Source organism: Schaalia odontolytica, assembly GCF_002847525.1.
GTDB classification, from domain to species: domain Bacteria; phylum Actinomycetota; class Actinomycetes; order Actinomycetales; family Actinomycetaceae; genus Pauljensenia; species Pauljensenia odontolytica_B.
Window position 1 is genome coordinate 121,018 of sequence record NZ_PKKM01000007.1, and the last position, 21,828, is coordinate 142,845.

The 21,828-nt window shown below is 66.4% G+C and carries 15 protein-coding genes; 5 read left to right on the top strand and 10 right to left on the bottom strand.

Translation table 11 applies throughout. From position 1 onward, the window contains the following. Positions 1-63: 63 nt before the first annotated feature. Together CYJ22_RS06280 and CYJ22_RS06285 are read right to left on the bottom strand one after the other, a co-directional pair. Positions 64-945 (bottom strand): DUF5926 family protein, encoded by an 882-nt coding sequence (locus CYJ22_RS06280; RefSeq protein ID WP_101601891.1) that lies wholly within the window; start codon positions 943-945, stop codon positions 64-66. 241 nt (positions 946-1,186) lie between these two features. Beyond that, positions 1,187-2,791, bottom strand: a complete 1,605-nt coding sequence (locus CYJ22_RS06285; protein ID WP_101601893.1) for a xylulokinase — start codon at positions 2,789-2,791, stop codon at positions 1,187-1,189. Between the two features lie 239 nt (positions 2,792-3,030). On the opposite strand from CYJ22_RS06285, the gene relB reads away from it, so the two are divergent. Both relB and CYJ22_RS06295 read left to right on the top strand, forming a co-directional pair. Beyond that, positions 3,031-3,273: a type II toxin-antitoxin system RelB family antitoxin gene (relB, locus tag CYJ22_RS06290; protein WP_007587669.1), complete on the top strand. Its 243-nt coding sequence runs from the start codon at positions 3,031-3,033 to the stop codon at positions 3,271-3,273. Then, a complete protein-coding gene (locus tag CYJ22_RS06295; protein ID WP_101601895.1) occupies positions 3,257-3,520 on the top strand; it encodes a type II toxin-antitoxin system RelE family toxin in 264 nt (87 codons plus the stop codon). The genes relB and CYJ22_RS06295 overlap by 17 nt, the downstream gene beginning before the upstream one ends. Position 3,521: 1 nt before the next feature. Here CYJ22_RS06295 and CYJ22_RS06300 read toward each other — a convergent pair whose 3' ends face one another. Then, positions 3,522-4,121 carry a TetR/AcrR family transcriptional regulator gene (locus CYJ22_RS06300; RefSeq protein ID WP_101601897.1) on the bottom strand — a complete coding sequence of 200 codons (600 nt, stop codon included), beginning with the start codon at positions 4,119-4,121 and terminating at the stop codon, positions 3,522-3,524. 127 nt (positions 4,122-4,248) lie between these two features. Here CYJ22_RS06300 and CYJ22_RS06305 point away from each other — a divergent pair, with 127 nt between their 5' ends. Further along, complete coding sequence (locus tag CYJ22_RS06305; RefSeq protein WP_101601899.1) at positions 4,249-5,418, top strand: alpha/beta fold hydrolase; 1,170 nt, start codon at positions 4,249-4,251, stop codon at positions 5,416-5,418. Here CYJ22_RS06305 and CYJ22_RS06310 read toward each other — a convergent pair. After that, positions 5,387-6,304 carry an HAD hydrolase family protein gene (locus CYJ22_RS06310; RefSeq protein WP_101601902.1) on the bottom strand — a complete coding sequence of 306 codons (918 nt, stop codon included), beginning with the start codon at positions 6,302-6,304 and terminating at the stop codon, positions 5,387-5,389. The genes CYJ22_RS06305 and CYJ22_RS06310 overlap by 32 nt on opposite strands. After that, a complete protein-coding gene (gene serS / locus CYJ22_RS06315; protein WP_101601904.1) occupies positions 6,301-7,578 on the bottom strand; it encodes a serine--tRNA ligase in 1,278 nt (425 codons plus the stop codon). The genes CYJ22_RS06310 and serS overlap by 4 nt, the downstream gene beginning before the upstream one ends. A 255-nt stretch (positions 7,579-7,833) precedes the next feature. On the opposite strand from serS, the gene CYJ22_RS06320 reads away from it, so the two are divergent. Then, complete coding sequence (locus CYJ22_RS06320; RefSeq protein ID WP_101601933.1) at positions 7,834-9,153, top strand: diacylglycerol/lipid kinase family protein; 1,320 nt, start codon at positions 7,834-7,836, stop codon at positions 9,151-9,153. A gap of 673 nt (positions 9,154-9,826) precedes the next feature. Here CYJ22_RS06320 and pheA read toward each other — a convergent pair. From pheA to CYJ22_RS06335, 3 genes are all read right to left on the bottom strand, one after another. Next, the gene (gene pheA / locus CYJ22_RS06325; protein WP_101601935.1) at positions 9,827-10,834 is read right to left on the bottom strand and encodes a prephenate dehydratase; all 1,008 of its coding nucleotides are present in this window, start codon (positions 10,832-10,834) and stop codon (positions 9,827-9,829) included. A gap of 154 nt (positions 10,835-10,988) precedes the next feature. Further along, positions 10,989-13,244, bottom strand: coding sequence for a DUF6541 family protein (locus CYJ22_RS06330; RefSeq protein ID WP_101601907.1), 2,256 nt, complete (start codon positions 13,242-13,244; stop codon positions 10,989-10,991). 3 nt (positions 13,245-13,247) lie between these two features. After that, the gene (locus CYJ22_RS06335; protein ID WP_007587683.1) at positions 13,248-13,913 is read right to left on the bottom strand and encodes a DedA family protein; all 666 of its coding nucleotides are present in this window, start codon (positions 13,911-13,913) and stop codon (positions 13,248-13,250) included. A gap of 74 nt (positions 13,914-13,987) precedes the next feature. Between CYJ22_RS06335 and CYJ22_RS06340 the strand changes: the two genes are divergently transcribed. Further along, entirely contained in the window at positions 13,988-16,912 is a 2,925-nt protein-coding gene (locus CYJ22_RS06340) for a flippase-like domain-containing protein (RefSeq protein WP_007587680.1), read from the top strand. A gap of 250 nt (positions 16,913-17,162) precedes the next feature. Here CYJ22_RS06340 and CYJ22_RS06345 read toward each other — a convergent pair whose 3' ends face one another. Next, positions 17,163-17,627, bottom strand: coding sequence for a hypothetical protein (locus CYJ22_RS06345; RefSeq protein WP_007587690.1), 465 nt, complete (start codon positions 17,625-17,627; stop codon positions 17,163-17,165). A 194-nt stretch (positions 17,628-17,821) separates the two neighbouring features. Then, complete coding sequence (locus CYJ22_RS06350) at positions 17,822-21,646, bottom strand: S8 family serine peptidase (protein WP_007587673.1); 3,825 nt, start codon at positions 21,644-21,646, stop codon at positions 17,822-17,824. Positions 21,647-21,828 lie beyond the last annotated feature (182 nt).

The window sequence follows — 21,828 nt, forward strand, 5'->3', positions numbered from 1 at the left end:
AATCGCGTCCCACCGCCCGTAATGTGAGCGACAAACCTATCTAAACGACAGGTAAAAATGTGCTTAGCGGATCGTCACAGCTCGGGAGACGAGGCCCTGACGTGCGCGGCGTTCCTTGTCATCCAGGCGCTCAGTGACCTTGAGGGCCTCCTCGAGGGCCTTGGCAAGGGCCTGCGTGCCGGGCGCGACGTCGGCCGCGCTGGCACCCTCGGGCAGCTCGAAGACCGGGACGATCAGGCCGCACGCGCGGAAGGAACCCACGTAGCGGGAGCCCTCGCCGACGTTGGCCTCGCCGCGCGCAGCTAGGCGGGCGAGCGCATCGAAAAGCTTGGCTTCGTCGTTGTCCGTCAGGAAACGCACGAAGTTACGGTTCATCTCGCACCAGTACGCTCCGGGGACGCCGGGCACGGGCTCGGTCGGGATGATCTCGTCGCGGTTCTGTTCGAGGGCGCGACGCGTCGACTCGTCGATCTCCTCGGCCGGGTCGAACCAGTAGGAGAAGTCCTCCTCGAGCTTCATGTCGGTGAAGCTGTCGAGGTCGAGGATGTCCTGGAGACGCTCGGAGGGCTCGCGCACGTCGATCGAGATGACGCCCTCGTCGCCCGCTTCCTTCGCGGCGATGGCGGCGAGCAGCGCGGCGCCCGCGTCGTGGCTGAGGTCCGCGGAGTTCGAGCGGGTCTGCAGCGCAACGAGGATGCGGCCGTCGGGGCGCACCATCGCGGGGTGGCCCTCGGGCAGGAGAGTGACGAAGTCGAATTCGACGGCGCCGTGGTCGGCGTCGGTGCGTGCGGTCAGCGTGGCCGCCGGGATGAGCTCGCGCATGGCGACCAGCTCGATCTCCTTCGGCAGGCCCTCGTAGGGGCGCGCGACGAAGGGGATCGGCGGGCGATACGCCTTGAGCTTGGCGGGATCGGTGACCTTCTTACGGCGGCTAGCTTTACCCATGGGTGTAATCGTAGCGGGTTTCGCTCAATCGACGAGGTGGGGGCTGGGCGAGCCGGTCCGCCCACCCCGCGCCCCCTCCCCCAATGTCGCACGTATTTTGGTTCCCCTACCTTTTATTAGGTATCGAGAATTGCGCGGAATTTCAACGACCTGATTTCAATGTTTGAAATAGGTCGCGGGGAATTACGTGCGACATTTTTGGGTAAACATGCGCCTGCGCAGGGTCCCGGCCCGTGCCTCGTCAGCGGGCGGCGCCCCGGGCGATGACCTCCACGCCGGGCAGGGCCGCGCGGTATGCGTCGAGGAAGCGCTCGTACCCGGCCACGCCCTCGGCGGTGGGCTCGAGGGTGGAGACCGAGGCCCCGGCGAAGACGCGCTCGGAGAGGTAGTCCGGCAGGGCGGGCACGGCCTCGCCCCCAGCGACGACCGCACGGTAGCGCGCGAGGACCGCGATGCCCCACGCGCCACCCTCGCCCGCGGTGTCACCGACGGAGACGGGGATGTTCAGCGAGTCGGCGAGGATCTGCTGGGCGACGCCCGGGGTCTTGAACAGGCCACCGTGAGCGAAGAGCGAGTCGAGGCGCACGCCCTCGTCACTCAGGATGTCAACGCCGATGCGCACGGCCGCGAAGATGCTCATGAGCTGGGCGCGCACGGCGTTGGCGAGGCTCACGCGCGCGTCGGCGGTGTGGGTGAAGACCGGCTGCGCCGCCTCCTGGCCGACGAGCGGCTCGGCCGACAGGGTGTTGTAGGCCATGACGCCGCCCGCGTCGGCCTCGCCCGTGAGCGCGTGGTTGTAGAGGGCGTCGTAGATCGCCGGGACACTCACGTCGGCACCAACGAGGCGCGCGAAGTCGGCGAACCAGCCGACCCACGCGTCGAGCTCGGACGCGCCGTTGTTCGAGTGGACCATGGCGACGGGCGAGCCGTCGGGCGTGGTCACCATGTCAATCTCAGTATGCAGCTCGGTGAGGGAACGCTCGAGGACGGCCATCAGGAAGACGGAGGTGCCGCACGAGATGTTGCCGGTACGCTGCGCGATCGCGTTCGTCGCAATCATGCCGGTGCCCGCGTCACCCTCCGGCGGGCACAGCGCGATGCCTGGCTGCAGCGTGCCGGTCGGGTCGATGAGCGCAGCCCCCTCGGGGGTCAGCGTGCCCGCGTCCTCGCCTGCACTCAGCACGGTCGGGAGGACGTCGCGCAGGCTCCACGGGACCCGGGACTCGACCAGGGCCTCGTACTGATCGAGGTAGGACTCCGCGTAGGTACCCGCCTCCGAGTCGATCGGGAACATGCCCGAGGCGTCGCCGACACCCAGGACATGGCGGCCCGTCAGCTGGTGGTGGACCCAGCCTGCCAGGGTGGTCAGGCGGGCGACGCGCGGCGCATGCTCCTCGGAGTCGAGGACCGCCTGGTGCAGGTGCGCGATCGACCAGCGCAGCGGAATGTTGAAGCCGAAGAGACGGGTGAGCTCATCGGCCGCGCGACCCGTGTTGGTGTTGCGCCACGTGCGGAAGGGCGCGAGCAGGTTGTCGTCGGCGTCGAAAGCGAGGTAGCCGTGCATCATCGCGGAGATGCCCATCGAGCCGTAGGACGTGGGGGTGACGTCGTAGCGCTCGCGCACGTCAGCGACCAGGGAGGCGTAGGCGCTTTGCAGGCCGGCGACGACCTCGTCAAGGGTGTAGGACCACAGGCCGCCCTCCAGATGGTTCTCCCACCCGTGGCCGCCGGTGGCGAGCACCTCATGGTCGGGGCCGATCAGGACGGCCTTGATGCGGGTCGAGCCGAACTCGATGCCGAGCGCGGTGTCGGCGGCGGCGATGGCGGCGCGGGGGTCGGTGCTCATGTGTGCTCCTTGGGTCTTCATTGACGAGGCTGGGGCCGGGGTTGCGTTAACGATAACACTTTCGTGCATGTACTGACAGGGACGTACGACCGTTTATCGGACACACTGTCCGGCATATGCAGATTTACAATGTATTGACACCGTTCTTTCATCCCATCAACGCTATGTCCTCTCCAAAAGCCTCTCCAACTGACGACTAGGGGGAGTAGACTACGCGTAGTCACATTTGAGGAGGACACATGTCTACCGCACGGGTCGCACGCTCCGTCAAGCTCGATCCTGAGATCGACGCCCGCCTCACCGCCCTCGCGGAGCGCACGGGACGCACCAAGTCCTTCTACATGAATCGCGCCATTGAGTCAGCGCTTGAAGAGATTGAGCTCGCCTACTCACTGCAGGCGGAACTCGAGGACATTCGCAGCGGCCGAGCCACATCAGTGAGCCTTGACGAGGCGGTGAAGACCCTTGGCCTGGAGGGCTGAGCTATCACCGCGTGCACTGAAGCAGCTCAGCAAGCTCGATAAGCCAACCGCGCGCCGTATCATCGACTACCTCCGCGAGACTGCGAGCGGCGAGGATCCCCGCTCGTGCGGGAAAGGGCTGACCGGCAACCTCGCGGGCTTCTGGCGATACCGAGTCGGCAACTACCGGATCATTGCTTCCATCGAAGATGATGAGTTATTGATCCTCGCTATCAACATCGATCATCGGTCACGCATCTACCGCTGACCTACCGAGCGCCGAAGCCCTCGATGAAGAGCTCACGCGCGCGGTCGATAGCGGCGAGTTCCTTGTCGGTGAGCGGCTTGGCGGCGCTCCGCTCGATGAAGGTTAGGACGACGGACGCGTAGACGTCAGCGGCCAGTGGAAGCACCTCATCGTCCACGTGACCACGCGCCCACTCGGTAAATACCGAACAGCACGTTCGATAAAGCTGCTCATGAAGGTCGCCGTCGCCTCCCACACGGATCGCCAGCAGAGTTTTCAGGGCCTGCCCATTGCGCGCGTACACGTCGGCGAGGTGGCGGGCGACGGCGCGGGCGTCGCATCCCTCGCCGAACCACAGTCCTTCGAGGGCAGGGGCGATCTCTTCAAGAAGGAAGGACACGACCTCGGCCAGGAGGGCGTCCTTGTCGGCGTAGTGGTCGTAGAAGGTCGTGCGCGACACCATCGAGGCGGAGCAAATGTCGGTGACGCTCACGTGCGCGTAGGGCTTTGCCTGGCACGCCTTGACGAGGCCGGAGCGGATCGCCCGACGCGTCTTGCGAATACGCAGGTCCAGGTTCTTCTCGGCCTCGCGCCCATGCTTATCTGCGCTACGCAGGAACATATCTCTCCGATCATTTTTCCTCTATCAATAGGCTTATCCTACGCATAGCGGTCGCTCCGTCCGGTATCTAACATTTGGTTCTTTATTGTGTGGTCCACCGCACTCAGACAGGCGATACGGTCGATGCATGTTCACCGAATACACAGGCAACCGCCAATTTGACCTGCAGCTGAACCGTTACCTCGGACCGATTCTGGACCGGCCTGGGATGGATCGGTTGACGACGAGCACCCTTGCCCGCATCCGTTCCGCTTCCCAGATCGCGCAGTTCGCCGGGCGCATGGCGGCTCGCTTCGATGCCGAGGGGGACGCGGCGGCCGCGTGGCGACTCTACTTTCTGGCCGCCTTCTACCTGCCCGAGCACGACCAGCGAAAGCGGCACTTCATCGACGCGGCATCGCGTAACTTCGACGCCTCTCACACTCACCTGGCGATGCGCCGACACACAGTCCCCTACAAAGATGGCTCACTGACGGCGATCCACTGGCAGGCTGATCCTGACGATCGTGCCCGCTTCCCCGACGCGCCTTCCACCCTCGTCATGATGAACGGCTTCGACGGATACGCGGAGGAGATCATGGGGTTCGCCGAGTACTTCCCCTGCCGCCCCTTCGACATCATTACCTTCGACGGACCCGGACAGGGACACACCGCCCTGGCGGGGATGCCTCTGGATCCGCGTTGGGAAATCCCAACGACCGCCGTCCTGGACTACTTCGACCTCGACGGCGCTGCCGCCCTCGGGGTCTCCTTCGGCGGCTACCTCGTCATGCGGGCCGCCGCCCACTGCCCGCGCATCACGCACGTGATCGCCTTCGACATGATGTACCGGCTGCTGGACGGGCTGACGCTACCCCTGCCCGCGCCCATCCGCCCGCTCGCTGCCTCGATTGTCGAGCGCGCCCGTCCCGCATGGCTCTTCGACGCAACCATGTCCGTCGCAACCCACGCGAACGCGGACCTCGCGTGGAAACTGCAGCAGGCGCGCCAGCTGACGGGACTGGATAAGCCGAGCGACGTCCTGCGGGCGCTGGGGGCGTACACGATGGAGCCCCTTGCGGGCATGATCCACCAGCCCTGCCTGGTGATGGCGGGCGACGCGGACCAGTACGTTCCCTTTGAGCGCCTGTCCGATGTGCGCCGCATTCTCGCGGGCGCAGCTTCGCTGGACGTGCACGCTTTCCACGAAGCCGAGGACCCAGGCATGGCCCAGCACTGCCAGATTGGGGACCTTGACCGCGCCTTCGCGATCATGGGCGACTGGCTCAGCGGCCGGCAACCCCGCAGCGGCGCATAATGCCGCGCATAACCGCGGCGGCGCCGTCGTTTTCGACGGCGGCCGTCACGTGGTCGGCGTGTGCGCGCACCTCGTCGGAGGCCCCACCCATGGCGACACCGAAGGCCGCCCACTCGATCATCGCGATGTCGTTCGTACCATCCCCAATGGCGACAGTCCCACACGCGGGCAGGCCGAGACGCTGACGCAGAGACTCCAGGCCACTCGCCTTGGTCACCCCGAGCGGCTCAATGTCCGCCCAGGACGTCCAGCCGACGAAGACCTCGTGGGTGCGCGACACATCCAGGGACGACAGGATCCGATCGAACTCCTCGCGATCCATGTCGGCGGCGCGCACGACGATCTTAGGCGTGGGCGTGGAGGCAAGCTCCTCCATCGACACGATGCGGTGATCGCTCCCCTCGATCTCGTTGTTCGGGAAGGGCGCGGACAGCAGGATGTCGGGGTGCGGCATCGATGCGAACACCGAGCCGGGCACGGCCGCGGCGATCTCCTCCAGGATCGGACCGGGCACGAAGGTGCGCTCCTCGACGATCTCGCACGTCCCACCACTCACGCGCACGAGGGTCGCGCCGTTATTACACAGCGCCCACCCATCCGTAAACTCCAAGGCGTCGAGAACGGGAATCACGCCCTCGAGCGCGCGACCCGAGGCAATGAGAACCTGGGCGCCCGCGGCGGCGAGGCCGTGGATTCCCTCGAGGACACGCGGGGTCGCCCCCGCCGGAGTCAGGATCGTGCCGTCAATGTCGAGCGCGACCAGGACCTGGCCCGCCGACGTCGGAAAGTCGGCGGGCAGGGCGGCCGAGGCCTCGTCGAGGAGAACCTCGAAGGGGCGAGCGACTTCCCCGGTGGAGGGAACCGTCAGGAAGCGCTCTTGGCTCATCGAGCGACCGGGGTCAGGACCTCGAGTCCACCCAGGTAGGGGCGCAGGGCCTCGGGCACGTAGATCGAGCCGTCCGCCTGCTGATGATTCTCGAGGAAGGCGACGATCCAGCGGGTCGTGGCCAGCGTGCCGTTGAGGGTGGCGACCGCGGTCATGCCGTCCTCGCGACGCTCACGAATGCCGAGGCGACGCGCCTGGAACGTCGTGCAGTTCGAGGTCGAGGTGACCTCCATGTAGCGTTCCTGAGTGGGCAGCCACGCCTCGCAGTCGAACTTGCGGGCGGCGGAGGTGCCCAGGTCGCCGGCGGCCGTGTCGATGACGCGGTAGGGCAGCTCGACCTTGGCGAGCATCTCCTCTTCCCACGCGAGGAAGCGCTGGTGCTCCTCGGCGGCATCCTCGGGGCGGCAGTAGCTGAACATCTCGGCCTTGTTGAACTGGTGGACGCGGATGATGCCGCGCGTGTCCTTGCCCGCGGAGCCGGCCTCGCGGCGGTAGCAGGTGGACCAGCCCATGTAGCGCTTGGGGCCGCCCGACAGGTCGAGGATCTCGTCAGCGTGGTAGCCGGCGAGGGCCACCTCGGACGTGCCCGTCAGGTACAGGTCATCGGCGGGCAGGTAGTAGATCTCGTCGGAGTGCTCGTTGAGGAAGCCGGTGCCACCCATGACCTGCGGGGTCACGAGGGTCGGGGTCATCATCGGCACGAAGCCGTTGGCCAGCGCCTGGTCCATGGCCATCGTCATGAGGGCCAGCTCGAGGCGGGCACCGATGCCCTTGAGGTAGTAGAAGCGCGCGCCGGAGACCTTCGCGCCGCGCTTGGTGTCGATCGCGTCCAGGCCCTCACCCAGGGCGAGGTGATCCTGGGGCTCGAAGCCCTCGGCCGCGAAGTCGCGGGGGGCGGGGCCCTCGTGGCGCAGGACCACGAAGTCGTCCTCACCACCGACGGGCACGCCGTCGACGACCAGGTTGGGCAGGAGGCGCGCGAGGCGGTCGGCCTCGGCGTCGGCGGCGTTCGCGGCGACCTCGGCGGCCTTCACCTGCTCGGCAAGCTCCTTGGCCTGAGCAAGGATCGCCGGACGCTCCTCCTTGGAGGCGCGGCCCACGGACTTGGAGACCTCTTTTTGGGTGGCTCGCAGCGTCTCGAAAGCCTGGAGGGCCTCGCGGCGGGCGGCATCGGCCGCGATGATCTCATCGACGAGGCCGGGGTTCGCTCCGCGGGCACGCTGGGAGGCGCGGGCGGGTTCGGGGTTTTCACGCAGGGCACGCACATCAATCATGCGTCCCATCCTATGCCAGGTGGGCGCGCCGTGTCCCCTACCGACCCGACTTTGAATTCAACACAGCAGGTCAAGGTTATACACAAACTACACTCTGAGAGTTCTCAAAAGACTGAAAGTTATCCACCTTTGGTGCATAACCGTGTGGACAAGATGACAGCAAGCACACGCCAGGCCGACACGTATGACACGAAGTACAACGAAAAGCCACTTAACAACCCATCCACAGACCACTCGCGGGCTACCCTTATTCACATGGACGCTACACCGTGGGTACTCGCCGCCGTCGCAGGAGCCGGAGCGATTGGGGTCGCGCGCCTCGCTACAGCCCTCACCCGCAGGCACCGCCGCCGCCAGGCCCTCGCAGTCCCCGCCTCCGTGGATGATCCGACGCGCGGACGGCCGCGCCCCTGGATCATCATGAACCCCTCGAAGCACGAAGATCCCCAGGCCTTCAAGGACCTCATTAACCGCAAGGCCAAGGAACTGGGCATCGACCACGTACACTGGCGCGAGACCACGCGTGAGGACCCGGGCACCGGGCAGGCCGTGCGTGCCCTTGAGGAGGGAGCCTCCGTCGTCATCGCCGCGGGCGGAGACGGCACCGTCCGCGCCGTCGCAGCCGGCATGGCCGGCTCCGGCGTACGCATGGGCATCATCCCCGTGGGCACGGGCAACGTCCTGGCCGGCAACCTGTCCATCCCGGACGACCCCGGACAGGCCCTCGCCGTCGCACTCGACCGCAACCACCGCTCCGTCGACCTGGCGTGGGTACGCGTCGAAGACGTCACCCAGGAGTCCACTCAGCCGGCCGAAGGCGGACTGCGCCTCGCCGCACGCGCCGCCCTGCACCCCGAGGTCACTCTTCCGAACGAGGAGGCCCCGGCCTCGTCGATCGAGCCGCGCGCAGACGAGTACGCATGCCTCGTCATCGCAGGCATGGGCTACGACGGCGAGACGATGGCCGACACAGATCCCGAGCTGAAAAAGCGGATCGGGTGGATCGCCTACGTGTGGGCGGGCCTAGGCGCGATGGGCGTTCCGCGCATGAAGGCGCGCCTGACCCTGCGCTCCCCCTCCGCCCCCGCGCCTGACCCGCTCGGCGTCGGCGACCAGCTTGCCGGCACGACCCTCGACGAGGAGGACGCCGCGCCCGAACAATCCCCGCACTCACACGCGGACGAGATCACGCGCATCGAGGCACGCTCCGTCATGTTCGCCAACGCGGGCGAGCTCAAGATGCTGGTCCTCGCGCCAGACGCAGAGCTTTCCGACGGACTCATCGACGTCATCGCGGTCGACGCACACGCCGGCCTGCTCGGGTGGGCGGACGTGACCTGGAAGATGCTCGGCCAGCTCATCGGCCTGCGTCCCATCAACCTGCCCGTCTCGACCGGCAAGGTCGCGTTCCGCCAGGCGAAGGGAGCGTCCGTGACGGCCGAAGAGGCCCAGATGTGCCAGGTGGACGGCGACGCGATCGGCCTCGCCCACACCATGCACATTCGCATGCAGGCGGGCGCCCTCGACATCGCCGTACCCGCCGAGCGCACGTGGATGGAGCTGCTACCCGCCTGATACCGCGTCCTTACCCGACGCGCGCCGCGCACGAGCTTGCTGCCAAGCAGCAGTGCACTATTTACGCACCGTTGCACTACTTAGCGTGGCATTCCACTAGATAGGAAGCAGTGCAATGCCCTCACAACTAGTGCATCGCTGCTGTATCTAGTGCAGTGCTGGAGGATCTCGCCCATCGAACACTGGCAGGAGGCGCTGTCAGCGACAAATTCCACGACGACGCTTGTTACCGATGAGGTGTTACACCCGATCGGGAAGATTCAACCCCTTCTGATCGGGTGTAATGTTCCCGATCAGGTTGAATCTTCCCTAACGGGTTGAATCCCGACGATGGGACGCTAGATTTCTCGTTACGCCTCGACCAGGTATCTAGTGACGCCTCGATGCGGAGCCTCGCGGCTAAGGCTTGCATGTCTCCAACACCAACCCACTGCGCATCTCCACGGTCTGCCTTGTTACTAAGTGGTGTTACACCACTTAGCGGGGTATTACACCAGCTCAGAGGTGGTGTAATACCCCCTAACTGGTGTAATGCTCCCTAACTGGTGCAGACCTGCCCGATACAGCTCGGTTGACAGTTCGTTGGAGCGGCAGATGCCGTGACCCGGCATATCCATCAGCGCTGCAGACCTACCCGGGCGACGCCTATCGGATCAGCGCGGCAACCCGAGTGTCAGACCAGCGGCCAGGACGGCGCGTTGCCCGCAGCCTCGCCCGTGCCGTCCCCGCCGTGCAGCAGGTCCGCGACCCACGCGCGACCCGCGCGGAAGGCCTCGTCCGTCGTTCCCGGGGCGACCGACGCGCGCACCCCGTCGACGCGCGGATAGGACCCCATGAAGCGGACCTCCGGCGAGTAGCGGTGCAGGCCGACGAGGGCCGCCTGGACGCGCTCCTCGCGGATGTGGCCGACGATGTCAATGCTGAACGTGTAGTTGCCGAGGCCGTCGCCGCTCGGGCGCGACTCGATGCGCGACAGGTCGACGCCGCGCGCCGAGAACTGCTCGAGGAGGGTCAGCAGCGCGCCCGACTCGTTGACCGGCAGGGCCACCTGGATGGTCGTCTTATCCGCGCCGGTCGGCGGGGGGACGGCGCCGGGGCGGGCCACCAGAACGAAGCGCGTGATCGCACCCGGGTTATCCGCGACGTCGGTGAACAGAGCCTCCAGGCCGTAGGTGTTGACGGACACCGCGTTGCACAGGGCAGCATCGAAGGATGCGTCGCCGTCCGAGAGAAGCTCAGCGGCTGCGGCAGTCGACGTGGCGGGCACGTGGATCGCGCCGGGGAAGGTCTCCTCAACCCAGCCGCGGCACTGCGCCCACGCGTGCGGGTGCGTGCCGATGCGGCGAATATCCTCGGGGCGCGTGCCCGGCAGAACGGCCAGCTGGAAGACCACGTGCACGTGCATCTCGGCGACGATGACGAGGGGGTCGCCGTGCGAGAGGGAATCCAGCGTCGCGTTGACGCCGCCCTCGATGGAGTTTTCGATCGGGACGACGGCACGGTCGGCCTCGCCGCGGCGCACGGCCGCGAGCGCCTGAGGGGCGCTCGTCATGGGCATGAGGATCGCTCCGGCGGGCGCGACCTGGTGGACGGCCTGTTCGGTAAACGTGCCGAAGGGGCCGAGGAAGGCGATACGAAGCTTGTCACCGAGGGGCGCGGGGCCGGGAATGTTCGTCGTCATGGTGTCAAGGGTAACGAGAGGGGCAGGCACGACGCGGCCTCGTTTCAGCACACGGGGCGCATTGTGGCCAATCGCGCGGGATCTGGCGAGCGCGGGATCTGGCGAGCGCTGCCGGTTCCACGGGGGCGCGACCCCAGGTCGCAGCGTGCGTATCTCAGTCGCGGTTCGCGCTCACACCCGTCGCAAAAGCCTCGCGTCCTCCACCCGGGGTGACGTCGCCGCACGCGGTGATCTTCCACAGCTTCGCGGTGCCACCAGCGTCGACCAGCTCGAAGCCGACGGACGTGTCAACCCCGTAGAGGCCGGGGTTACGGGCAGAGCGCATGAAGTTGTAGTAGGCGCCGTCTTCCTCCTCGTAGAAGTGCGTAATGCCGAGACGTTGCACGACCTCGCACACCTCCGGGTCGGTCGCGATGTCGTGGAAGCGCTGGGTGAGGACCTTCTGCGAGGCGCCATCCGCGTTGACCGTGCTCAGCTGCGGGAACACGGCTTTGCGCCCGCCGAGCATCTCGGAGTATGCGGCGCCCGCGATCGGGTCGCCGAGGATGAGCGCGTCGGGCGCGGTCGTGTACTGCATGCGGCGCAGCATGGCCAACTCGCCGGTGGTGGCCATGCCGGGCTTGCCCAGGTGTGCGGGGTCGTACACGTAGGCGACCGCAGCATGACGGGCATCAATTGCCCCGAAGCTGGACAGGACGAGAATGAGGACGCCGACACCCGCCTGGATCGGCCAACGCGGCGCTTCGACCTCGTCGTCGACGCCACGTTCGGCGAGGATCCGCTGCAGGGACCTGGTCCAGGCGGCATGCAGGGCGTGGATGATCGCGGCGACACCGACCGCCATGAGGACCGCGAGCGCGATGTCTTCGACGCCCATGATGCGTCGGGCGTCCTTGTACCAGGGGGCCAGCAGGTACGTACGCAGCGCCGAGTCGGGCGAGTAGGCGAGGCCCGTCAGGCCCGCAAGGATCAGGTAGGAGATGAGCGGCCAGAACGGCAGGGGCAGCGCCTTATCCTCGTCGGACGAGGCCGCGTCTTCCTCGTTCGTATCCGTACCCTCGGTCAGTCCGGCCTGTTCGGCGGCACGTTCGAGGGGGTCGGGGCGGCTCAGGAGAGTGTGCAGGCGGGCAGTCGCGGCGACACCCGCGATGAGGAGGATCAGCTGGACGAGCGTCCACTGGGTGATGCCCGACGTGCTCGTGAAAGGCGGGTAGGGCAGGAAGGCGTGGGCGAAAGCCTCGCTCCAGCCGCTGCCATTGCGGGGGTACTTGCCCATGGCCTGGATCTTGGGGGAGGCCAGCGCGAGGAGGGGCAGGGCGACGACGGCGAGCGCGAGGCCACCCCACGCGAGGACGGCGAGCTGGCCTCGGCCCTCACGATCGAGGGCGCGGCGTGCAAAGGAGGCGATGGACGCCAGGAGCGGCGCGATCAGGAGGGCGAGCAGGGAGAAGGCGGCGCTCGGGTGCGCGCCGACGAGGCCGAGGGCGCCGATGATCAGGAAGATACCCTGAGGGATGCGTCGCACGAAGGCTCGCAGTCCGTCACCGGCTCGCAGATCGGCGGCGAGCCTACGGCCGACGACGACCGCTGCGGCGGCAAGCCCGGGAACCAGGGCGGTGCCGGTCGAATTGGGCCACTGGTTGTACATGGTCAGCGCATCGGCCGGCATGTTGAGCAGCATCCCGCCGATGATGGGCGCCGCCATGATGGCGCTGCGCGACGCCGTGAGGACAGAGACGAGAGCCGCCAGACCGATGACCCACACGGCCATGAGCGCCAGAGAAGACACGTTGGAGGCCTGAACGACGGAGTCGTAGCGCGCGAAGAGCGCGACAAAGGCGTGCCAGCCCGTGGGGTAGTAGACGCTCCTGCCACCGTAGAGCTCATGGAGGCCGCCGAAAGGGCTCGCATTCTTTCCGTACAGGATGGCGTGCACGCCGTTCTGGTGAAACGTCGGATCCCACTGCTGGACGGGGTTTGCAGGGTTCGCACCCGCGATGAGCGGCCAGACGGCCACGAGGAAGCCGAGGGCAATCGCCCCCCACGTGGTCGCGCGGATCGCCGCCTGCACGCCGCCAATCGGGACGCGCACGCCGATGGCCTCACGCAGGGGGACTCCCCGCAGCGAGAAACCGCTGTTCGTGCGATGGAAGAAGCTCAGGCTCCACGCGGCAGCTCCTCCGAGCGCGCTCAGGCCGAGGATCGGCAGGGCGGTGGAGGACTCCCACTCGATGTCGAGGAGCGGGTAGGCCACCGACATGATGGTGACGAGGCCGAACGTGAATGCAGGTGCGGCCGCAACAGCAACGAGCGACGAGCGCCCTCCGGCCCGCAGCCACATGAACCCCGGAAGAACCAGGGCGACCATCATGGCCAGCAGGGTCGGAACCAGCATCCACCAGGCCAGCACGGATTACTCCTTTTCGGAAGCGGCGCGGCGCTTGCCGACGATTTCGATGATGACGGGCAGGACCGACGCGAGGATGATCACGCCGAGGATGAGCGTCAGGTTGTCGTGCACGAAGGGGACGTTGCCCAGGAGCGCACCCACGAGGATGAAGCCCGCACCCCACACGATGGCACCCAGCGTGTTGAAAGCCAGGAACTTCGGGTAGGGGTAGCGTGCCATGCCCGCGGCGATCGGGATAAAGGTACGCACGAAGGGGATGAAACGGCCGATGACCAGCGAGCGGCCGCCGTAGTTCGTGAAGTAGTGCTCCGCCTTCTCCAGGTGCTCGGTCTTGAGGATGCGGGCGTCGGGCTTGAAGAAGCGGCGACCCCACTTGGCGCCCAGGAAGTATCCGATCTGCGCACCGATGAAGGCTGCAACGACGACGAGGAGGATGAGTGTCGGCAGGTGCAGGCCGAGGCGGTCGTGGAGCAGGCCAGCGGTAAACAGCAGGGACTCGCCCGGCAGCACGGGGAACAGGACACCCGACTCGATGAGGACGATAAGCATCGTTCCCCACAGCACCCACGGCCCCATGGCGACGAGCAGAGTCTCGGGATTTTTAAACCACTCGATAACGGTGTGCAGCACCGACGGATCCGATGCGGTCACGAGTGTCGACCAGGTCACGATAGGGCCCTTTTCTGCCGGGAATGTATCACCCTAACCCTACCTTTGTTGACCGCGAATATAGGATAGGCGGCATGAGGAAGCGCAAGGATTCACACGACGGCTCGCCGGTCGCTGACACAAACCTCCTCTTCGTTCCATCTTCATCTGACGATTCCTCGGAGAGCGGGGTCGACGCCCTGATGGGAATGATCGACGAGGCCGGGGCGCAGGTCGAGCCGCCGCCGCCCCCGGAGGCTCCCCTCCCGCCCGCTCCCCCGGCCGAATCCGACGACTCGGCCGATTCCGATGACGCGGCCGACGCAGTCGAGCCCGCCCTGGCCTCGTCCACGCACGAGGAAAACGATTCCGAACAGGCCATCGACGCTGAGGAGGCCACCTCCGACGCTTCGGCGGACGAGACCGACCAGACCGATCACAATGCCACGGGCGCGGACAGCGAATCCGTCGATTCCCTCACCTCGCCCCTGACCGGTGAAATCGCCGCGAACCTGCCCGTGCGCCGCATGCGCCTGCCCCGCCCCGTCTACATCGCGGACCGCATCACGAACGTGCGTCGCCGCCGCGAAGACCTTGTCGACGTCGTCCTCTCACTCATCGCGATCCTCATCATCTGGACGATCGGCACGGTGGCCAGTGCCACGACACACGGCGTCACCATGGACGTCCTACAATTCCAGCTCATCCGCAAGATCCTGATCCTGCCCGTCAGCCTGGTCGAGGGCCTCATCATCCTGATCACGCCGATCCTCGTGATCATCTCCCTTGCCTTGCGCAAGCGCCTCCAGGCGATCATTCAGGCCCTCGTCACCAGCGTCGTTGCGGCGATCGGCGGATGGATCATTGCCTTCTTGACCGGGCTACTGCCCGCTTACCTCACCGCACCACTGAGCGTGGACCGCGCGATAGCTACGCAGGGCTCGCAGACCGGCAGTGTGATCGCCATCAACCTGGTGATCGTCACCCTGTGCGCCCTGTTCACCTCCGCCGGCGAGGCCCAGTCGATGAAGGCCATCAAGTGGGGGTGGACGGGCCTGTGGATCATTCTCGTTCTGGGCGTTCTACGCTCATCGATGACCCTGCCCGTCGCCTTCATCTCCGTGTTCCTGGGTCGCGCATTCGGCTCCGGCTCGCGGTGGGTCATGGGCTACGACGACCAGAGGGCAAAGGGCACCAAGCTCGTTGAGGGCCTTCTCAGCATCGGCATCACGCCCTCACGGATCGTGCGCACCGACCTCGACACGACCAAGGAACCTCTGGCTACGTGGGTCATCACGGAGAACTCGCGCGGTCACCTCACGCAGATGCCCGCCGACCTGGGCGACATGGGCGTCACGGTCACGAAGCGCCCCAACCAGGACCACCACCGCCACTACCAGGCGTGGAGCGACACGGGCCTAGCCTACGAGATCATCGCCATGGACCCCGGCCAGGAACTGACCGGAACTCTCCTCGAGATGTGGAACAACCTGCGCCTGCGCGGCATCAGCCGATGGGTCTCCCCCTCGCTCAAGGCACAGGCGGAACGTTCCTCCTTCACGACGCTGCAGGCGTTGCGTGCGGGCGTGTTCACGCAGGAGCCGATCGGCATCGCCGCCTCTGCGGACTCGATCATCATGGTCATGTCGGCGCTGCCCCCGACAACGCCGCTGACGGAACTCGGTGAGGACGCAACGGACGAGGTCCTGGACCGCGCGTGGGAGCAGCTGCGATTCGCTCACTCACGTGGAATCTCTCACCGCGCTCTCACCCCCGAGGCGGTCGTCGTCGATGAGTCGTCGGACGTGTGGCTGCTCGATTGGGATTCCGGCGAGGTTGCGACCACCGAGCTGAATCAGTCGATCGACATCGCGCAGATGCTGGTCCTGACCGCCCTCGCGGTGGGGCCGGAGCGCGCGCTCGAGGCGGGCCGCCGCAACGTCGGCGAGGCGACGCTCGTCGCGTGCGCGCCCGTCATCCAGAAGCCCGTGCTTCCCGCACAGATCAATCAGCGCCTGCGCCGTTCCGACCTACTGGGCGACCTGCGCGCCGCCCTCGTGGGAGACTCCGAGGCCGAGACCGCACCCACCGCCGACCTGCAGCGATTCCGCCCGCGCACGATCCTCACGGTCGCGATCGCGTTCATCGCCGTCTTCATCGTCGTCGGCTCGCTCAACTTCAGCGACATCGTGACCACGGTCAAGAGCGCGAATCCATGGTGGATGCTTGCTTCCGCGGTGCTCGCCTGCCTCATCTGGGTCGGTTCCGCGGTCCCGCTTGTTGCCCTGTCGCCTGAGAAGCTGCCCTTCAAGGAGACGTTCATCGCCCAGGTCGCGGCCTCGATCATTACGATCGTGGCGCCCGCCGGCGTGGGACCCGCGGCCCTCAACCTGCGCTACCTGCGCAAGCGCCGCGTTCCCACCGCAATGGCGGTGACGACGGTGACGCTCATGCAGATCTCTCAGGCTCTCGTCACGATTGTCCTCCTGCTCCTCGTTATGGTCATTGCAGGATCGTCGCTGTCTGTGTCGGTCCCCTACGGCACGATCCTCGGTGTCGTCGCGCTCGTGATGGTCGCGGTCGGCGTCATCGTCGCGGTGCCAAAGGTGCGGCGCTGGATCTGGTCGAAGATTCAGCCGACCTGGCAGCAGGTCTACCCGCGCCTCCTGTGGATCATCGGTCAGCCCCGCCGCCTCGCTGCGGTCCTGGGCGGCAACCTGCTGATGAACATCGGCTACGTGGGCTCGTTCTGGACGGCGCTGCTCGCCATGGGTGGTTCGCTGAACTTCTCCACGGTGTCGCTCACCTACTTGACGGCGAATGCGGCCGGCTCGTTCATCCCCTCACCGGGTGGTATCGGTACCGTCGAAACGGCGCTGACCTCAGGCCTGACGGTCGCGGGCATCTCCTCGTCTGTCGCCATCGCGACGGCGCTGCTCTACCGTCTCGTCACCTTCTACGGCCGCATCCCGTTCGGCTGGCTGGCCATGAAGTACATGGAGAAGAAGGACCTGATCTAGGTTCCCTCTGAGCGCATCCGCATCCGCGCTCTCGCGTGACCGACAACAGCCGGTTCGTTTCTAGTTACTTCTAATTTTCATCAAATTAGAAGTAACTAGATGAATACTTGCTACCGACAGCAATTTCGCATGCAATTCCCCCACATGTCTTTTGATTTTTGAAATCAAATCGTTGAAATTCTGCGAATTTTGAGATGCACCAACGAACGGGCCCGGAGGAATTGCATGCGACTTTTACTGTGCCATTCGCTTACTGGAGGTTATTGTTGCCGTCCGGGTACGCCGCTTGGACGCCGCTCACCGAGCGAATCACGTCGATCGATCCAGCGGGCACGCGCAGCGCATAGCCGCGCAGGGCATTGCGATACTCCCGCTCCACGGAGACGGAGGCGCCCGGGAAGGACGCGGCCACGGCCTCGTTGATCGAGGCGAGGGTCGTCTCGCCGTCGGCGCTTTCCGCGAGCTGGACGATGACGACGACCGAGGTGTCTGCGTCCTGGCCGGACTGCGCGCTGGGGCCGCTCTGCCCGTTCTTGGACGTCAGTGCGGTGTCGGGGTCGATCGTCGGCGAGGCCGTGGCGCCCGGCGCGGACTGGGCCGAATCGCTGCCCGGGTTGGACTGCGGATCGGGCGTCGACGTGGAGGCGGGCGAGCAGCCCGCGACCGCGAGCGCGCACGTGCCCACCCCGGCCAGAAAAACGGCTGGCTTCTTCATGGACTGCACTCCCATACGTTCGACGCAGATACGAGGCGACATCGCGATGTGTCGCTGCTTCCAACATACCGCAGCGGCCGCCCAAAATGCGGCAATCGTGCAGGCATGAGAAGGGGCCCGGGAGCGCTCGCAGTGAGCGTTCCCGGGCCCCGGCCTCGTGAATGAGCGAATCAGTGATTCAGGTGCGATGCACGTCAGCGCACCCAGACCCCGTTCGCGTCGAACACGTAGGTGCGTCCGTTGATCACGTGCGTGCCGGTGAACATTGCTCCATCGGGTCCCAGGTAGTACCAGGCACCGTCGAGGTTCAGCCATCCGGTGTGCATCGCGCCCGAATCCTTCAGGTAGTACCAGGAGCCGCCATCGCGCACCCATCCGGTCGCCATCGCGCCGGATGCGGTGAGATAGTACCAGGAACCACCGTCGGCGACCCACCCGGTCTTCATGACCTTCGTGGCCGGATCCAGGTAGTACCAGTAAGCACCGTCGAAGCTCTCGTCGAACACCCAGCCGCCAACCAGGGCGCCCTCGGAATTTGCGTACACCCACGCACCGTCATCGCGCCGGAGCCAGCCGGTCATCATGTAGCCGTCGGAGCCGAACAGGTAGTCCTTGCCACCGATCGTGAACCAGCCGTTCTTGAGGTACTCCTTCCCGTTGGCGCACTGGTACCACCAGCCACGCAAGTCCTTCGCCCAGTGGCCGCCGTCAGCCGTGACGCACACGCCAGGGTTATCCGACGGCAGGTCAAGGGTCGCTGCCTTGGAGTGGTTCAGTCCGTAATCCCACGCGAGGACGTAGGGGTGGGCGATGACCTCGCCGGAGCCACCCTGATCGGCCCACCCCTGCGAGATGGCCGACATGGGAACCTCGACGTGGTACGTGTAGGTTCCGTCAGCCCCGACCGTTCCTTCGTTGTCCGCGAACACGTGGCGGTAGAACCACAGGCCGTCGGCCGGGTCATGCAGGTCGAACGCGGCCAGCGGGGACGCGTCGGTGACGTCAAAGGACACGACCGTGTCGGCACCCTCGCCCTTGTACTCCAGGTTGGAGACAACGGGCGCGGCCGTGTCGATGCGGAACTCGTAGGAGATCGACTGCTCGGCCTGCGAAGGGCCGTCGTTGTGCGCGGACAGCGTCAGCTTGTACACACCATCGGGCAGGTTCCTGTACTCGGCGTCGCGCAGATCCAGGACCAGCGGCTCACGTCCCCGCTCGACCCACGTCATCCTTCCGGACGAATCCAGCGCGGACTTCCAGTTCTGGTAGCGCGTGAAGGACGCGATCGTCTCTCCCGCAGCGTTCGTGTACGCGGCGTTGATCGTGTGCACGCTGCGCAGCGTGCCCGTGCGGGGTTCGAGAATCGTGGGAGCGCCCGAGGCAACCGAGCGAGAGAGGACGTTCTTGCTCGAGCTGGGCAGACCGATACGATCAGCATCCTTGACCAGGGGGTTGTATCCCAGCTGCTGGCGCGTGGATCCGTTGTAGACCCAGGAGGCGAGCGTGTGAGCCCCGTCCTCGGAGGCGAGGGCGTCGAAAATGGGGGCCTTGCCCCAGTCACCGTAGAAGCCCAAGTAGGGCACGGTCAGGTCGGGCTGGGACGCGGTCTTCGAGGCGAAACGCACGAATCCATCGAGGAAGGTGCCGTTGGGCGTGTTCTGCGCGACGGAGGAGTCGAAGTCGGAGCCAGGCTTGACATCCACGCCCACCGTGACCTCGCCGTTCGCGGGAACGGTAACGGTCGCGCCCTCACCGGTGCCACTCACGGCCGCGCCGGAGTAGGCGATGTCCACGCCCTTGCCTCGCCAATCGGCGGACTTGCCGGTGAAGAACCCACCCTCAACAATCTCGGAGAGGGCCTGCGAGCTCAGCGCGTAGGTGGCCTCCGCGCCGGACAGGTTGTGCAGCGTGACGTCGAAGTGCCAGCCCTTCGTACCATCCCCCAGGTCCGCCTTGGGCCGGGACTGCTCGGGGGCGCCGACCACGGTCGGATACACGGACGAGGTCGTGGCCGCCAGGACATTCGTCAGGCCCGATCCCTGCTTGCGCGGTGAGTACGGGGCGCCAGTGTCCTGGAGCGGGTCGACGACGGGGGTCGCCGTTCCCATGATGAGGTTCTGGACGACATCGATCTTCTGACGCGCGCTCATCGAAGCAAACAGCGGATCGTTCTCAACGCGCTGCAGGACGACGGCGCTCACGCCCGCCATCTGCGGGGTCGCCATCGAGGTGCCGGACATGAACTCGTAGGTGCCGCCGGGCACAGCCGAGTAGATGTTGCCTCCGGGGGCGCTGACCTCGGGCTTGAGGCGCAGGTCCGGGGTGACGCCCAACGAGGAGAAGCTCGACATGGAGTACTTCTTGCTCGGGGCCACGACCTTGCCGGGGGCGACGCTCAGGTGGTGGTCGGCGGCGGCCAGCATGGCCTCACCGTCAGCCTGCGAGATGAACGCGGCGGGCACGCCGTCCGTCGCCAGGCTCATGACCACGAGCGAGTCACCGGGCACGTTGTTGTAGACGATGAAGCCGGCGGGCTTGGAGCCGGCAATGTTGTTGAACTTGTCCTGGAAGGTGAGAGTACCGCGCTTGACCAGCACGATCTTGCCCGCGAGGCCCTCGGGGTACTTGGCCTTGAGCGCGGCGCCATCCTCGGGCGAACCGATGCCGCCGTCGACGTACTCGAAGGGACCGCCGGTCAGGTCGGACAGGTCGGGCATCTTCTGGCCGTCGGCGCCGCCGGCGCGCTGGTAGGCGATGTCGCGGTCGCCGACGGTGAAGGCGCTGTGCGACAGCGAGTTGTCGACCGAGGCCACGGACACGACGGAGGAGTAGGACGCCGGTTCGCCCAGGACGGAGGAGTCGGGGTCGGAGGCGAAGGGCAGGTTCTTGCCGGAGAGGTTGCCGTATCCGGCCGTGTACTCGTTGCCGGCGGCCGCGTTCACGGTGACGCCAGCGTCCTGGAGGCTCTTGAACACGGTCGCGTACATGGAGTCGGCCTCGTTATCCATGCCGCCGGTCTGTCCGAGGGACAGGTTCACGACGTCGGGGCGCAGGACGACCATGTCGTCGAGGGCGGCGAGCAGCGCCGAGTCCGGGATGCCGCCGCTGATACTGCTGGCGACCTTGGCGACGATGATCTGCGCGTCCGGGGCGATGCCCACGATTTCACCCGCGTTGCCCGCGGTGATGCCGGCGACGTGCGTGCCGTGCGATCCGGCTTTGCCGGTCGGCGAGGCATCCGGGTCGTTATCCGCGTAGTCGTAGGCGAAGGGGAACTTTTCCGACACGTAGCTGCCGGTCTTGCCGTCGCCAAGATGTGGGGTCAGGCCCTCCACCTTGTCCTCGGAAAGCCCGGGGGTCCCGTGCAGGGCACCCGCGAACGCTGGGTGGGTCATGTCCACGCCCGTGTCGATGATGGCGACGACCTTGCCATTACCCTTTTGGGTGATCTGGTCGGCGTGCATCATCAGCTGGGCGCTGAGGTTGTCGGGGTTCTGGGTGGAGATGCGCGAGGAGTTCGTCGCGCCCTCTCCGGCGACCTGGTCATCGACACCATCGACATGGGTCTCGCGATCGAGGAAGGCGGCGTTGACGCCGCTCACCGCGCGGATCGCGTCGAGGGATCCGGCGGGGGCGCTCAGCGCGAAGCCCTGCAGGGCCTTGTCGTACTGGCGCTCCACCTGGGCGGAAGAGCCGGGGAACGCACCGGCCACGGCCTCGTTGATCGAGGCGAGGGAGGCCGCGCGGTCTGCACCCTCGTCGAGCTGGACGACGATAGTGACGACCGCGGCGGGGTCGACCTCGTCGGTCGTCGGCGGCTGAGCGTCCTGCGTGGTCTGTCCGCTCTTCGAGGTGAGCGCGGTATCGACGTCGCCGACGGGCAGGGACGAGGCCGTGGCGCCTGCGTCGGGTCGGGTGTCTGCCGGGGTTGGCGGGGATGCGAGGGTCGCGGGGCCGGCAACCACCAGAGCGGCGGTGCCAGCCAGCGCGAGGAACGCCGCTGGTTTCTTCGTTGTCATGTGCGTAACTCCAAAATGTGAATGGGGACCTCGAGAGGCACGAAGCGAACGCGTACCTATTGGTCGTTATGTGAGGACAGCGCTGCGACGCATCATTGCGCAGCACGTCGGACAGCAGGGCAGTGCGACGACGAACAAGGCCCGGGCCGGGTGAGACGCCCTCCCCGGGCCTCGTCGTCGCT

Excerpts from the sequence above, each read along its gene's own strand:
- CYJ22_RS06300 (WP_101601897.1), bottom strand. The coding sequence starts at position 4,121 with ATGTTCCTGCGTAGCGCAGATAAGCATGGGCGCGAGGCCGAGAAGAAC.
- CYJ22_RS06345 (WP_007587690.1), bottom strand. The coding sequence starts at position 17,627 with ATGAAGAAGCCAGCCGTTTTTCTGGCCGGGGTGGGCACGTGCGCGCTC.
- CYJ22_RS06340 (WP_007587680.1), top strand. The coding sequence starts at position 13,988 with ATGAGGAAGCGCAAGGATTCACACGACGGCTCGCCGGTCGCTGACACA.
- relB (WP_007587669.1), top strand. The coding sequence starts at position 3,031 with ATGTCTACCGCACGGGTCGCACGCTCCGTCAAGCTCGATCCTGAGATC.
- CYJ22_RS06280 (WP_101601891.1), bottom strand. The coding sequence starts at position 945 with ATGGGTAAAGCTAGCCGCCGTAAGAAGGTCACCGATCCCGCCAAGCTC.
- CYJ22_RS06350 (WP_007587673.1), bottom strand. The coding sequence starts at position 21,646 with ATGACAACGAAGAAACCAGCGGCGTTCCTCGCGCTGGCTGGCACCGCC.
- pheA (WP_101601935.1), bottom strand. The coding sequence starts at position 10,834 with ATGACGACGAACATTCCCGGCCCCGCGCCCCTCGGTGACAAGCTTCGT.
- serS (WP_101601904.1), bottom strand. The coding sequence starts at position 7,578 with ATGATTGATGTGCGTGCCCTGCGTGAAAACCCCGAACCCGCCCGCGCC.
- CYJ22_RS06320 (WP_101601933.1), top strand. The coding sequence starts at position 7,834 with ATGGACGCTACACCGTGGGTACTCGCCGCCGTCGCAGGAGCCGGAGCG.
- CYJ22_RS06285 (WP_101601893.1), bottom strand. The coding sequence starts at position 2,791 with ATGAGCACCGACCCCCGCGCCGCCATCGCCGCCGCCGACACCGCGCTC.
- CYJ22_RS06305 (WP_101601899.1), top strand. The coding sequence starts at position 4,249 with ATGTTCACCGAATACACAGGCAACCGCCAATTTGACCTGCAGCTGAAC.
- CYJ22_RS06310 (WP_101601902.1), bottom strand. The coding sequence starts at position 6,304 with ATGAGCCAAGAGCGCTTCCTGACGGTTCCCTCCACCGGGGAAGTCGCT.